Source organism: Heliorestis convoluta (genome assembly GCF_009649955.1).
Classification (GTDB): domain Bacteria; phylum Bacillota; class Desulfitobacteriia; order Heliobacteriales; family Heliobacteriaceae; genus Heliorestis; species Heliorestis convoluta.
This window is the reverse complement of the sequence record NZ_CP045875.1, coordinates 956614-970830: the sequence shown is the minus strand read 5'-3', so window position 1 is coordinate 970830 and position 14217 is coordinate 956614. Positions and strand designations below refer to the sequence as shown.

Annotated in this window: 8 protein-coding genes and 1 pseudogene; 4 read left to right on the top strand and 5 right to left on the bottom strand. The window is 43.4% G+C overall.

Annotation, left to right across the window (positions count from 1 at the left end; all coding sequences use genetic code 11):
- Positions 1–11 precede the first annotated feature (11 nt).
- From hydE to FTV88_RS04535, 3 genes are read right to left on the bottom strand one after another with little or no spacing between them, the layout of a single operon-like run.
- A complete protein-coding gene (hydE, locus tag FTV88_RS04545) occupies positions 12–1352 on the bottom strand; it encodes a [FeFe] hydrogenase H-cluster radical SAM maturase HydE (protein ID WP_153724595.1) in 1341 nt (446 codons plus the stop codon).
- 31 nt (positions 1353–1383) lie between these two features.
- Positions 1384–2802 carry a [FeFe] hydrogenase H-cluster radical SAM maturase HydG gene (gene hydG / locus FTV88_RS04540; RefSeq protein WP_153724594.1) on the bottom strand — a complete coding sequence of 473 codons (1419 nt, stop codon included), beginning with the start codon at positions 2800–2802 and terminating at the stop codon, positions 1384–1386.
- Positions 2803–2847: 45 nt separating this feature from the next.
- Positions 2848–3786, bottom strand: coding sequence for a ketopantoate reductase family protein (locus tag FTV88_RS04535; protein WP_153724593.1), 939 nt, complete (start codon positions 3784–3786; stop codon positions 2848–2850).
- 239 nt (positions 3787–4025) lie between these two features.
- On the opposite strand from FTV88_RS04535, the pseudogene FTV88_RS04530 reads away from it, so the two are divergent.
- A pseudogene (locus FTV88_RS04530) lies at positions 4026–6175 on the top strand (RNA degradosome polyphosphate kinase).
- Positions 6176–6214: 39 nt separating this feature from the next.
- On the opposite strand, the gene ppx reads toward FTV88_RS04530, so the two are convergent.
- On the bottom strand, positions 6215–7741 hold the full coding sequence (ppx, locus tag FTV88_RS04525; protein ID WP_153724592.1) for an exopolyphosphatase: 1527 nt from the start codon (positions 7739–7741) through the stop codon (positions 6215–6217).
- A gap of 206 nt (positions 7742–7947) precedes the next feature.
- Between ppx and FTV88_RS04520 the strand changes: the two genes are divergently transcribed.
- From FTV88_RS04520 to FTV88_RS04510, 3 genes are all read left to right on the top strand, one after another.
- Positions 7948–9027 carry a cobalamin B12-binding domain-containing protein gene (locus FTV88_RS04520; protein WP_153724591.1) on the top strand — a complete coding sequence of 360 codons (1080 nt, stop codon included), beginning with the start codon at positions 7948–7950 and terminating at the stop codon, positions 9025–9027.
- A gap of 52 nt (positions 9028–9079) precedes the next feature.
- Positions 9080–11635, top strand: a complete 2556-nt coding sequence (locus FTV88_RS04515) for a hybrid sensor histidine kinase/response regulator (RefSeq protein ID WP_153724590.1) — start codon at positions 9080–9082, stop codon at positions 11633–11635.
- 138 nt (positions 11636–11773) lie between these two features.
- Positions 11774–12571, top strand: coding sequence for an N-acetylmuramoyl-L-alanine amidase family protein (locus FTV88_RS04510; protein ID WP_153724589.1), 798 nt, complete (start codon positions 11774–11776; stop codon positions 12569–12571).
- An 82-nt stretch (positions 12572–12653) separates the two neighbouring features.
- Here the strand turns inward: FTV88_RS04510 and FTV88_RS04505 are convergent, their stop codons facing one another.
- Positions 12654–14042: a glycosyl hydrolase family 18 protein gene (locus tag FTV88_RS04505; RefSeq protein ID WP_153724588.1), complete on the bottom strand. Its 1389-nt coding sequence runs from the start codon at positions 14040–14042 to the stop codon at positions 12654–12656.
- Positions 14043–14217: the final 175 nt, after the last annotated feature.

Below are 14217 nucleotides of genomic sequence, written 5' to 3'. Positions count from 1 at the left end.
TTCCCTAACGCTCAGTATCTCTCCTCTTTCTGCGTCCAACGCAAGTAAGGCGGAATCTGCCGACCCGCATCAAGAATGGACTGACAGGCAAAGTCCAGATCAACCTTGGCTTTGTTTTGATAAAGATGATAATGAGCCCGCACTTCTTCCGGTGTGTGGGTGAGCATAATAGAGTTAGCGCCCCACTGTAACCCGAGCTTTTGTCCCTCCGGATGAAGGCTAGCTAGAGCCGTCGTGGAAGGAATAAAGGTACGACCACAAAGCAATCGGGTCACTGCGTAGACACGCAACGTTAGATCTAAATCACCTGGTTCAAGCTGTGAAAAAGGTGTATGAGCAGCTGGCAAAAAGGGTCCTATTCCAATCATATTGGCACCAAGCTTACGCCAGTAGAGAATATCTTGGGCTAGCGAAGAAATGCTTTGGCCGGGAAGTCCAACAAGACCACCCGTACCAAGTAAAAAACCTGCTTCGCGAAGCCAGATAAGGTGTTGCATCCGTTCTTCCAGATCATCATCAGGATGGACTCGACGAAAAAGTTCAGGATCGGTCGTTTCAATGCGCAGCAAATAGTTGTTGGCGCCAGCCTGACGAAAGGCATGATAATCGGCCAAAGACCGTTCGCCCAGACTCAATGTGATACGCAGCCCAAAGCGACTTTTGATAGTTCTGATCAAGTCGACAATGGAAGCGGTGGCCCTTTCATCTTCTTCACCCGATTGTAATATGATCGTACGAATGCCCATGTTGTAGAGATCTTCAATGGCTTGCATCGTTTGCTCTTCACTGAGGCGATAACGGGTAAGATGACGATTGCTTTTACGCAGGCCGCAGTAGAAGCAATCTTTACGACATTCATTGCCAAACTCTACAGCCCCTCGAACATCAACAACATCTCCAAGCGTTTCTTGCCGCGCCGCCTCGGCAGCGAGACGCAATGCAATCTTATCTTGCGCCGTCGGTGGTGATAGAAGAGTCGTTACATCATCAACAGCCCAATCTTCTCGTTCTCGACATTGCAAAAGCAGATCACCATAAGCAGGCGTCTCTATGGCCTGTAAAGCTTCTTCCCAAGCAGGACCTGGTGGGAGACGACGCCAAGGCTCTAGATAGGTTGGTTGAAGCTGATGCGTCTCTAAAAGCTCTTTTACTTCCGGTGCCAACAAACCGGAGAATACAATGGCTGTCGTACAGACGGGTCCAAATCCCTTGGGCGTAGGAATAAAGTCACCTTGAAGCCCTGAACGCTCCATAAGATGTTGTGCTTGCAAAGTTTGTTGCATAGAAGGAAAGATGAGCAACCACCGTTCCTCGGTAGAAACAGTGGTAAGAAATTGGTTCAGCAAAGACATGAAAGACCTCCTTTCGATAGGGCTGTTAACACTACACGTACAGATCCCGTTTTCCACTCCGTAGCTCTTGCAAGTGCTGCTTGATCCGAGTGGCCTGAGAAGGCGGTAGCTTTTCGATTTCTTCCGTAATGCGCTGACGACCCAACTTTTTCGTTTCTTCATCACCAAAATCGATTAGAAACTCTTCTAGCGTAAGCAATGCATTGGGATTACACATTTTATGAATGGCGCCTGATTTTGCCAAAGCCATAAAAGCTTCCCCTGTTCTCTCACTGCGATAACAGGCGGTGCAAAAGCTAGGGATAAAGCCTTCTTCCATAATGGAATGAACGACTTCCTGTAAAGGTCGGTGGTCTTCTAGGTAGAATTGACTTCCTATCGTTCCCAGCGTGTCTGTAGAAGCACCTGGCTCTTCTGTTTTTTCCTTGCCGTTGTGCTGTTCTACATGGTCACTGTATCCACCGGGATGAGTTGATGAACCTGCACTCATCTGAGAGACGCCGAGATGAAGTAGTTCTGTACGCAGTGTTACGGGTTCCCGTGTTGATAAGATAATGCCTGTATAGGGAAGGGCAAGACGTAGGATAGCGATGATTTTTTTGAAGCTTTCATCGTCTACTTCTGCAGGAATGGTTGTGAGGGCCATGCCGGGCGCTTTTTTTAATCGAGGTACTGAGATGGTATGAGGACCTAGATTATATTGCTCTTCTAGAAGACGGGCGTGCTCAAGAAGGGCTAGTGTTTCGAAGCGATAATCATAGAGCCCATAAAGAACACCGAGCCCTACATCGTCAAGCCCTCCTTCGATAGCTCTATGGATGGCAGTCACTCGATCCTGATAATCGCTTTTTGGTCCCGAAGGATGCATGGCTTTATATTGTTCTGGATGGTATGTTTCTTGAAAAAGTTGGTACGTTCCAATTTGCGCTTCTTTTAAGATTCGAAATCCTTCTATCGATAAGGGGGCACAATTAACATTAATACGACGAATGTCGACAGCTTGATAGATTGCTTCCACTGTAGCAGCAATGGTCGGTGCGGAAGAGTCTGAAGGCGCTTCTCCTGTAACGAGTAACAAGCGATGATGTCCTGCCGCTGCTAGAAAGCGCGCTTCTTGCTGCACTTCTTGTAGAGAAAGGCGACGACGTGGTAAGGCCTCGTTGGCCTGGCGAAAGCCGCAATAGAGGCAGTTATTAATACAATAATTGCTCGTATAGAGAGGCGCAAAAAGGACAATCCGTTTTCCATAGATTTCATCTTTTACGGCCGCTGCTGCTTGATAAAGCCCATCGAGCATAGCAGGATCCTTTAGGTTTAAAAGAAACGCTACTTCTTCCAAATGTAAGCCTTTTTTCTCGCGCCCCTTGGCGATAATTTCTTGAATCAGAACTGGATCGTCAGTCTGACTTTTGTTGAGGGCCTCTTCAATTTTTGTCAGAGCGATTTGCATGGCTGTGTCGCCCTCCTAGTTCGTGGTTATGCTTATTCAACGGTATTATGCTCTCAAGCTTTCTTTTGCTTTTACCAAAGTGGCAATCACTTCGTTTACCGGTGTTTGAATACCATGCTTTTTCCCTAAGCCCACTATAGCGCCGTTGAGGGCATCGATTTCTGTTCTTCGCCCTCGTTGAATATCCTGTAACATAGAAGGATGATGAGAGGCTGTAACAGGAACAAGCTGCTCATAGAAAACCTTGCGATAGGCTTCGGCGTTGGGCCATAGTACAGGTTGCCCCATTGCTTCTAAGAGTTGAAAGATTTCTGCGATCATCTTATTCATAATTTGACGACAAGGCTCTGATGCTGCTAAGGTCCCATAGTTAACTTCTAGAATGGCTCCCAATGAATTTAAAGCGCCATTATAAATAATTTTACTCCAGATATATTTCATCACTTCAGTAGAAGCTCTTGTGGGAATAGAGGCTTCACAAAACGTTTGAGCCATATCTTCAAGGATCTGCAAAGGAATCACGTGATCAGGTGAGCCAATAACGACGTCGTCAGCAATGACAGTTACTTTAGATTGACCAGGACCAATTGTTTCAGCACCAAAAATGACACGCCCGAGAATCAATTGTTCCGCTGGAATATAAGACAAGGCTGCTTCATAGTTACCATAACCATTTTGGGCTAGAAGCACGTAGCTGTTGTTAGAGAGAAGAGGAGCAATTCGTCGTGCCGTCTCTTCCGTATCAAAAGACTTGACCGTTACAATGACAAGATCTGGCTTTTCCGAAAGTGCGGTAAGATCTGTTATGATTGACTGAAGATATATCTTATGATCACCCCAAATTCCTGTGACTGTAAGGCCTTCTTGTCGTAATAATTCTGCGACAGTAGGACGTACCAAGGCTGTCACTTGATGACCTTTCTTTTGCAGTAAGGTAGCATAGACTGTTCCTAGTGCACCGAGGCCATATATCAATATGTTCATCGCTATATCGACTCCTCGTCTTTGATATCTTTTCAATTCATGTAGTTATGATGGTATCACCTGTTCATAACTCTGGCAACGAAGGAAAGAAGGAATTTGGAAAGAAGATTACGAATAGATTTTTGTAAATTAAGTAAACTTTGTGGAAAAAAATGATGAATTTTTAGTTTTTCCACTTAAAAAAATATAGAATGGAACTTGTAACCTCTTGGGAAGTAGCATAAGGAGTGTAACAGGTTATGTACAGTGGTAGACTTCAATCGATTGAAGTAGAAGAAAAAAAGAAAATAGAATTATGTGAGGAAACGGAGTCATTCTTATCTCCCGATTATTATATTAATCGGGAATTAAGTTGGCTTGAGTTTAACCATCGAGTATTGGAGGAAGCACTCAATCACAACAATCCTTTGTTGGAACGCTTTAAGTTTCTTGCTATTGTGAGCTCCAACCTCGATGAGTTTTTTATGGTGCGTGTAGCAGGCGTACAAGATCAAGTGGAAGCCGGTTTTCGCAAAAAAGATGCCGCTGGCTTGACACCGCTAGAGCAACTACAATTGATTTCTGAGCGAGTTCATCGTCTCGTAGGAGAACAATACGAAGAGCTAACAGAGCAGTTGTTGCCACAGTTGCATAAAGAGGGGATCCACATTCTTTCTTATGACCAACTGGATGCTACCCAACAAGCTTTTATAGAAGAGTACTTTGAACATATTGTATATCCCGTATTAACGCCTATGGCTGTTGATCAGAGCCGCCCTTTTCCTCTTCTTGCGAACAAAAGTCTTAACGTGGCTGTTCTGTTAGAGCCTCATCAACCGCTGATTTGCAAACGCCTTCTTTTTGGTGTTGTGCAAGTACCTCTGTTTTGCCTCGATTTATCTCCATTCCAGTAGAGCAAGGACACGCTTTTTTGGCTTTGGAAGAAGTGATTAAAAATCATTTGCCAGTGCTTTTTCGTGGTAACACCTTTGTTGATGCCGTTTCTTTTCGCATTACCAGAAATGCCGACTTATCTGTAGACGAAGAAGGTGCAGAAGACCTTTTGTTGGCCATTGAAAAAGAGTTGCAGAAGCGAAAGTGGGGCGCCGAGGTTCGTCTGGAAGTAGAAGCTTCTGTAAGTCCTATATTAAAGCAATATTTACAAGAAGAGCTCGAACTGGATGAGAAAGATATTTATCTCATAGCAGGACCCCTTGATCTGACAGCATTGATGACCTTATATGACCTAAAGGGCTACGATCATCTTCGCTACAAACCCATGAAACCACAAGTCCCGGAAGACTTACTTGGAGAAAAAGATATATTTGAAGCCATTGCGAAAAAAGATATTCTTGTTCATCATCCCTATGAGTCGTTCAATTGTGTCGTTGACTTTGTAACACGAGCGGCCCGAGATCCACAAGTGTTGGCGATTAAGCAGACGCTTTATCGAGTTAGTGGTGACTCACCGATTATTCGAGCCCTTGCTGAAGCCGTGCGCAATGGCAAACAAGTAACGGTACTGGTGGAATTGAAAGCACGTTTTGATGAAGAAAAAAACATTGCCTGGGCCAAGAAACTAGAAAAAGCAGGCTGTCACGTTATTTATGGACTGGTAAACTTAAAAACTCACTCCAAAATCACCTTAGTAGTGCGGCAAGAAGAGGGACGTATTCGTCGTTATGTTCACCTTGGAACAGGAAATTATAACGACATGACAGCCCGATTCTATACAGACTATGGTCTCTTTACGTCGGCCGAAGAATTTGGTGCTGATGCCACTGATTTTTACAATGAAGTGACGGGCTATTCCATTCCTGCGCGGTGGCGCCAATTGGCCGTCGCTCCTTTAGGTATGCGCAAGCGTTTTGAAGAGTTGATTGAACGGGAGATTTCTGTAAGTACATCAGAAAAGCCTGGGCGAATTATTGCCAAGATGAATTCACTTAATGATGAAAGAATGATTCAATGTCTCTACAAAGCTTCTTGTGCTGGTGTAAAAATTGATCTCATTGTACGGGGGATATGTTGCCTTCGTCCCGGCCTTCCAGGTGTTAGTGATAATATTCGAGTGATTAGCATTGTGGGTAGGTTCTTGGAGCATCATCGCATCTTTTACTTTCAAAACGGTGGAGAAGAAGAGGCCTATCTTTCAAGTGCTGACTGGATGCATCGCAATTTGGAACGACGAATTGAACTCCTTTTTCCTGTGAGAGATGAAAAACTGCGCCACCGGTTGAAAGAAGCTTTAGAGATTATGCTCAGAGACAATGTGAAAGCGCGCCGTATGAATCCGGACGGCACTTATGAAATCGCAACTTACGGAGAAGAGCCATTCGAAAGCCAAAACTATTTTATGAAAAGAGCATCTGAGAAAGTGATGCTCTTCGACAATTGTTCTATACGATAAGAAAAAGACCGGCTCATTTTTTGGGCCGGTCTTTCCATATTATAATCCTAGAGGTGGTTGAGCAGAAACGATCATTTTAAGACCAAAAACACGTTTGAAATCATCAGCCACTTTATGAGCATGACAGATTTCAAGGTCTGCAGGATAAGAAGTGATTGCTATAACGTGTACGGCGTCTACATAATGGTGACAGCGAAGATCCTGAATAATTGCTGATTCGCTACGTTCTAGAGCTTCCGCAATTCGTAGCAAGGTGGAAAGCTTCTTAACGATGTCCCAGTCTTTTTTTGATAAAATATCTTTGTAATCGAGCCAGGGTCCCCGTATGGCTTTGGCATGGGATGCTGCAGTCAAAGCGGTTAACAAAATTTCCCGATGGGTAAGACCATTGATTCTAGAGTTGGCAATGAGATAGAAGCTATGTTTGTAATGATCATAGAAATTAACAACAATGCCTACATCATGAAGAAGGGAAGCCACTTCTAAGATTTTTCGCTCCTCGGGCCCCATATCGTGCAGCGTAGCCAACTGATCGAACATAGCCAGGGTTAGCTTGGCCACGTGACGGCTGTGATGACTTTCTATATGATAGTATTTCATCAAATTTTCAACACTGTGAGCAAGTACGTTATCTACTAGCGGTTCTTCTTGATGACGTAATAAATGCTGATAAAGCAGTCCATCGCGAAGACCAGAACCACAAACAATTACGTCTGGGCCAGCAAGATAGTGCTCCAAGCTATCGATAATGGCTACACCGGCTACGATGATATCAGCGCGGTCTTTAGAAAGACCTACAATTTTTTTGCGTCGCTCCAAGTTCGTTGTTTTTAAGAAGCGATAAATCTCTTGTATATCTTTGCAAGTCATTCGATAGTTATGAGTTACGTCAAAACTGTAATGTTTTCGCTTTCGATCCATTTTGGATAAGTTACGTATGGTGCCGCCGAGGCCGATCAGTGGGATGGGTCTAGACTGACGCAACCACTCTACCTCGTCCAATTGTTGTCGCAGATAGCTTTCCATTTTCTTCAGCTCTTCTTCCGAAGGCTTGTTGGTATCAAGAAAGCTTTCTGTTAACGTGACAGCACCGAAAGGAAGGCTGAGTGCATGACGAATTCGGCGGTTCTCGATTAGGATGAGCTCTGTAGAACCACCACCAATGTCAACGATTAAACCTTCCGCGACGTCAACTGTGTTGATTACACCGTGATATACCGTTTTCGCTTCTTCGTAACCCGATAAAACGGTGAAATCAAGGCCTGTCCCCGTACGGACCGCCTGTAGAAACTCTTCTTGATTTACTGCTTGACGCACTGCTGCGGTAGCGACAGCAATGATTTTTGACACGCCATGGGCTCGACAAAGATGTTGAAAAAGGCGAAGCACATCGATGGTTCGTTGAATGGCAGGTCCTTTTAGTGTCTTTTCAGGGCCCATTCCCTGGCTTAGTCGTACACCTTCTTTGGCTTCATCAATTAGCTTGTAGGAACCATCTTCCAACAGCTGTGCGACCATTAAGCGGACTGAGTTAGAACCAAGGTCTATAATACCGATTCTTTCCATGAAAATATCTCATCCTCTTAGCCGATTGGCACTGATTCTTTCATGTTATTCGTACCTTTCCAATATAAAAAATTCTAACGCAGATATATTGAAAAAGCAATGTAAGGAGAAGCAGGATTCTCGTTCTTTTTATGGAAATATCGTACTTAAAGGAACAAGTGATAAAGGAACTTCGCAAAAAGTGAGCAGGGAAGGAGGCGCAATAGATGACTGATCTTAACGGTAGTGTGAGCAAAGCGATCGATGCACAACGAGCTATTCTAGCTCGTAAACTTTATGAGCGACAACTTTCTTTATCTAATGAATTAAGCAAAAAGTTTCGTCAATTGGATAAGGACAGGGCTATGCAGGATTTTGAAAGCCATCTGGCCTATCTATCTGAAGCGATCCGTGCTGGTCAACCGCTGCTCTTTCTTGATCATATCGCTTGGCTTAAAGTTTTGTTAGATGGAATCGGTGTTTCTCAAGAGGACTTGCGAGTTCACTTAGGCCAGACTTTAACGGTACTGAGAGACTATTTACCGGATAAAGCGGATGCCATTGTGACTCCCTATATAGAGATAGCCCAGCAGCAGTTGCCTACGATGCCCTTGCAGGTGGTACCTTTTGCTGATGGAAGTAACAGCCAGGACAGTCAGGTGTGGAACGACCTCGCCACTGCCTATTTACAAGCTTTATTAGAGGGGGAACGGGAAAAAGCAAAAGAGTTAATAGATAAAGCAGTTCATCAAGGCGCGGCGATTAAAGATATTTATATGCATGTATTTCAGCGAACGCAGTATGAGATAGGACGTCTCTGGCAGATCAATCGCATATCGGTGGCGCAAGAACATTACTGTACAGCGGCAACGCAATTAATCATGTCACAGCTCTATCCTCATATCTTCAGTGTTCCCAAAAATGGATATCGACTCGTTGCTACATCGGTAGGTGGTGATCTTCATGAAATGGGCATTCGGATGGTAGCTGACTTTTTTGAGATGGAAGGTTGGGATACTTATTATCTAGGGGCCAGTACGCCTACAGCTGGGATTATTTCAGCGATCAAAGAATGGAACGCCCATCTCTTAGCGTTGTCAGCTACGATGACCTATCACGTCACGAATATAACCAGGGTGATTGAAGCAGTGCGAGCTGAGAAAAGTTGTAACAATGTGAAGATTATTGTGGGCGGTTATCCTTTTAACATCGCGCCTGGTTTATGGAAAAATGTGGGAGCTGACGGTTATGCAAGAGATGCCAATGAAGCGGTTATAGTTGGAGAGAGGTTACAAAATCTTTTGTAGCCGTTTGCCTGCTCCACGTAAGCGTGGTGAGGGAAGGGAGGTTTCTCCTTGAATGATGCAAGAAGAAAGCGCTGGCATCTCTGTTCTTTGTGATTATGATGGAATCATATTACGTGTGATTCGTGATGAGTTGGGACTGAATGTAGAAGAAGGAATGCATTTTCGCTATCTTGTTTCTGAAGATAGTGTAGATAAGGCAGAAAATTTTTTAGCCATGCTTCGTTTACAAAGTGCTGTTTTTGACTGGGAGTTTTATATTAATGTAAACAACAGCCCTACGCTTGTCTACTTAGCTGGTGGTTCTACAGAAGGGCGTTTTTTGATTGTAGGAAGTCAATCACGATCAGGCATTATTCGCTTTTATGGCGAAATGATGAAAATCAACAATGAGCAGACAACAGCGCTGCGCAAAGCCTTAAAAAATCTTTCTTTACAAGCGACGGTGCAAGCTCTTCGAGATAAAGAGCTTTATGATGAATTAACAAGATTGAATAACGAATTGATCACTTTACAGCGTAGAATGGCCAAAAAGCTAGAAACGAGCGAAGAGCGATATCATTTATTGGCCGAGCATTCATCAGACCTTATTTCCCGACATTCTATAGAAGGCACCTTTCTTTATGCTTCACCTGCTGCCAAGCCTTTGTTAGGCTACGAGCCCAAGGAATTGCTAGGGCACTCGGTCTATGAGTTTTTTCACCCTTGTGATTTAGAAGAGCAGGGTCGTGAGCTTTTTTCCGTGGGAACGCCTGGAAGAGAAACGTATACACTGCAGTATCGAATCCGGAAAAAAGATGGTCAATATATCTGGTTCGAAACGACCAATCAGGCCATTTGCAATCCTGACACAAGGCAAATTCATGAAGTCATTTCTGTTTCTCGAGACATTACAGAGCGGAAAAATGCAGAAGTAGAGCTGCGAGAAGCGAAAGAGAAAGCAGAGTTAGCAAGCCAGGCCAAGAGTGCTTTTCTTGCTACGATGAGTCATGAAATTCGGACACCCTTGCACGGTATTATTGGTATGACTGAGCTACTAGGCGATATGATTGATGAGAAAGAAGAACGTAGCTATGTAAATATTATCCGCGATTCGGCCAACCTTCTTCTTTCGATCATGAATGACGTATTAGACTTTTCCAAGATTGAAGCAGAAAAAGTAGATCTAGAACAGTATACTTTTGATTTGCACAACTTAATTGAAGATATAAAAAAAATCATTGAACCCAAAGCGAAAATGAAAGGGCTTACCTTTGCCACTCATTTTGATCAAACAACGCCCCGTTTATTCCGAGGTGATGCGAGACGTCTCCATCAGATCTTAATGAATTTATTAAGCAATGCTATTAAGTTTACTGCACGAGGGTATGTGCAATTAGAAACAAAGCTACAAGAACAGGATAAACTGTATAGCACCATTCGCTTTGAAGTGAGCGATTCGGGAATTGGCATTTCTGAGGAGATGCAACAACGTCTTTTTAACCCTTTTACGCAAGCGGACAGTTCAACAACTCGAAAGTATGGTGGTACCGGTCTCGGTCTTGCTATTACGAAGCGTCTTGTGGAAATAATGGGTGGACAGATTGGCACTCAGAGTATACAAGGTGAAGGTGCTACCTTCTGGGTTTCTCTTCCTCTTCTGCATGAACAAGAAGAAGTTCTTTTGAAAACAACCCTAGATTCAGACCGAAAAGAGATGCCTTTTTGTGAGGAAGAAAGTTTGCAGGATCTTTTAGCAGGTAGATCTATATTGTTAGCCGAAGACAACAAAGTAAATCAAAAATTGGCTTTGATGCAGTTGAAAAAGTTAGGTGTTGTTACTCACATTGTAAACAATGGGAGAGAAGCGGTAGAGGCCCTGTCAAAGAATCAATATGCTGCTATTCTGATGGACTGTCAGATGCCTATGATGGATGGGTATGAGGCCACCGGGATTATTCGAGAAATGGAAGCGATCATGGGGCGCTATACGCCCATTATTGCTGTGACGGCAAGAGCCCTTGTTGGTGATCGGGAGCAATGCATTCGCTCTGGCATGGATGATTATCTGTGCAAGCCTGTGAAGCTCGAAGAGCTGCGTAAAGTGTTAACGCAATGGCTAAAGAAAAAGAAAGGAATATCAGAAAAAGCGATGGTAGAAAAGGAAGGTAACCAAGAAAAAAGTGCGATTACAGTGACGAAGGAGGACGAACTTGTGAATAATCTGGAGCTGAACAAAGACGAAATAGAGAAAAATTGGAAGATAGAAGAGATCCTAGACCTTCGTTCACTGAGAGATATTCATGAGCTTGCTATGGATAGTGAGCCTGAATTTTTACAACAAGTGATTGGAATGTATCTCGAAGACACACAACCACGAATTGAGGCGTTGCGTCAGGCTGTAACGCAAAAAGATTGTTATGTGCTGGAAAAAGTAGCCCATAGTATGAAATCAAGCAGTGCTAGCCTAGGTGCCCTGGCACTTTCTGAACAATGCGCTTATATGGAAAATCTAGGAAGAAAAAGGGTATCAGAAGGGCTTGAGGAATCTCTAGAAAAGTTACTCAAGGAATTTGAAAAGACGCAATGGGCTTTAGGCGAAATTGCAACCTATGGGTCCGATAAATTATAGCTTTACAATCGAAATCGCTAGGAGTATCTGTTCGCTCACACTCTTTTTTTCAAAGGTGTGGGTTTTTCTTTTGTCCATGATTGCGTATACATTAGCGAATCAAATTCTTTGGGATGAACCTTCGAAAGGAGGAATGGAGTGTATTGGTTTTTTGTACGACGAAAGATGCTACTCTTATTCAGCTTCTTCGTTTTGATACTGTTAGGCTTTATGACCTATTGGTTTCTTGGGTTGCCTTTATCTTCAGGGAAAAGAGAAGCGCCTCCTTCTGCCATATCACCATTACAAGGAAAAACCATACTGGTTGATGTTGGCCATGGTGGCGTTGATGGAGGGGCGAGCAAAGGTGACTCTTTTCTAGAAAAAGACATGAATCTTCAGATGGCACTGCAATTACAGAAAACACTTCAACAGCACGGCGCAATTACCTTTCTTTCAAGAGATAGTGATAGAGATCTAAGCGGTGTCAATCCCAATGACCGAAGAAGAAACACCCTCGATCTGACCAATCGAATTCGCTGGGCCAATCAGGTGGGTGGTGATATTTTTTTAAGTCTTCATATGAATTCTTCTCAAAGCAGTCGTGTTCGAGGTGCTTTGTTGCTTTACTATAAACATGTAAAAGAGAACTCCGATGCAGAACGTCTAGCGCGACACTTACAACGAGAGTTGAATTATTTTTACAGTGCCTATGCACATAAAGGTGAGATTTATAAACATGAGCCGATTAAAGGCAATTACTTTGTACTAAAACATACAAAAATGCCTGCTGTTATTGTGGAGATGGGCTTTGTGACCAATGCCGAAGATCGTAAAATATTTCAACAAGAATCCTTTCAGGAGGAATTTTGCGAAGCCATTGTAAAAGGGCTAATCAAATACTTCTCTCAAGTTCCCGATCAGTTTATACCCTCTGAAAGACCGGGTATGGAATAAAGATAGCCGGAAAAAGGGTACAAAAAAGCCAGAGCGAAAGTGCTCTGGCTAAAAGGAAAAAGAGGATAAAGGGGTTGCTTGGTTATTTCATAAATTTGTCAACTTCATCCCAGAAGCTTTGGTCTTCAAAGCCCAAACGCCAGATACCAATGCCACCGAGATCATGTTTGTTGACAAGCTCTAATTTATAAGCCATCGAACGTGGGTTTTCATACCATACTTCATGACGAAGGCCTCTTTCATCGGTGTAGAAGAAATAAGGAGATTTGGCTTTGTCATCCCAAGAAGGTGTAATGTTGTATTGGTCTAAAAGTTTTGGAACACTATGATAGTTAACCACTTTGGTATTGCTTCCATACCAGTCATAGCCGTAAGCGGCAATGCCAAGTAAAATCTTTTCTTTTGGAATCGTTGATAGGGCATAATTGAGAGCCCTTTCTACATAGCCAATTGAGGCAACAGGACCTGGTGTTCCTCCGAACCAGTGTTCGTCATAGGTCATAATCTGTACATAGTCAGCATGTTCTCCAAGAGCAGGAAAGTCAAAGACACCACCCCAGGGCGAGGTACGGTCGTCAAAAGTTTTACCTGTAACAGAAACGATTACAGTATAACCAAGAGGGCCTAACTCTTCTTTTAATTCTTTGATAAATTGTGTGTAATTCGGTCGCTCTGTTGCTCTTATGTACTCTAAGTCAACATTAACACCGGCGTATCCATGCGCTGGTAGAATTTGCTTTAATTGATTGATCAAGTTCTGGCGAGCACTAGGGCGGCTAAGCAAATTCGAAGCAATGTCTATATCAAAACCGGTTGGGTAGACATAGTTATGAATCAAAGCATAGGTCTCAATGCCTTTTGACTTGGCTAGGGTTAGACCATCTGTTGGGGCTGTTCCATGTAAGTTGCCATTTCCATCAACACGATAAGAGAAGGTTGACATGGCATTAAAATGATCACCGTAATTGGCTAGAGAATTATAGGAGACTTTGTCACCTGGATAATCAACGGTGTAATAGCCTAGAATCTTTCTCTCTGAAGAGGGTGTCGGTTGAGGCGTTGGTGCCGGTTCTGGTGTGGGTTCAGGTTGTGGTTCCGGCTCTGGTTGAGGAACTGGCTGAGGTTCTTCTGGCACTGGAATGGAGGGGGCACTTCCACTGTGAAGGAGCCATTGTTGTTGCACCGCAACTTGTGTTTGGATGTTAGCAAAGCCATTGTTAGGTCGTAAGTCGTGATCTCGCTGAAAATCTCTTACGGCATTGCGAGTACTGGCACTGTAGAAAGATGTGGGTGTGTGGGATAGATAGCTCAGATCGAAAAGATACTGTTGCAATTGGGCCACATCACTGCCACTGGAAGTTTGATTTAAAGTACGACTTCCATACTGGATATCAGCAGTGGCCATCATGGGTATCAACAATGAAACAAGAAAAAACAAGATTGTGATCAGGGTAATTTTTTTCTTCATCATCTTTCTCCTTTCTGGATGTACTATTCTTTTGTGAAAGACACCACTTGTGAATTTGTACAACCACTGTAACACAGGGTGAAAAAGGAGACATCGGTCTCAGGTCCTAAAATAGATAAACTATTAATGGTAATTAATAGTTCGAAACGAAGGATAAGGAACCCCCACCACAAATTAT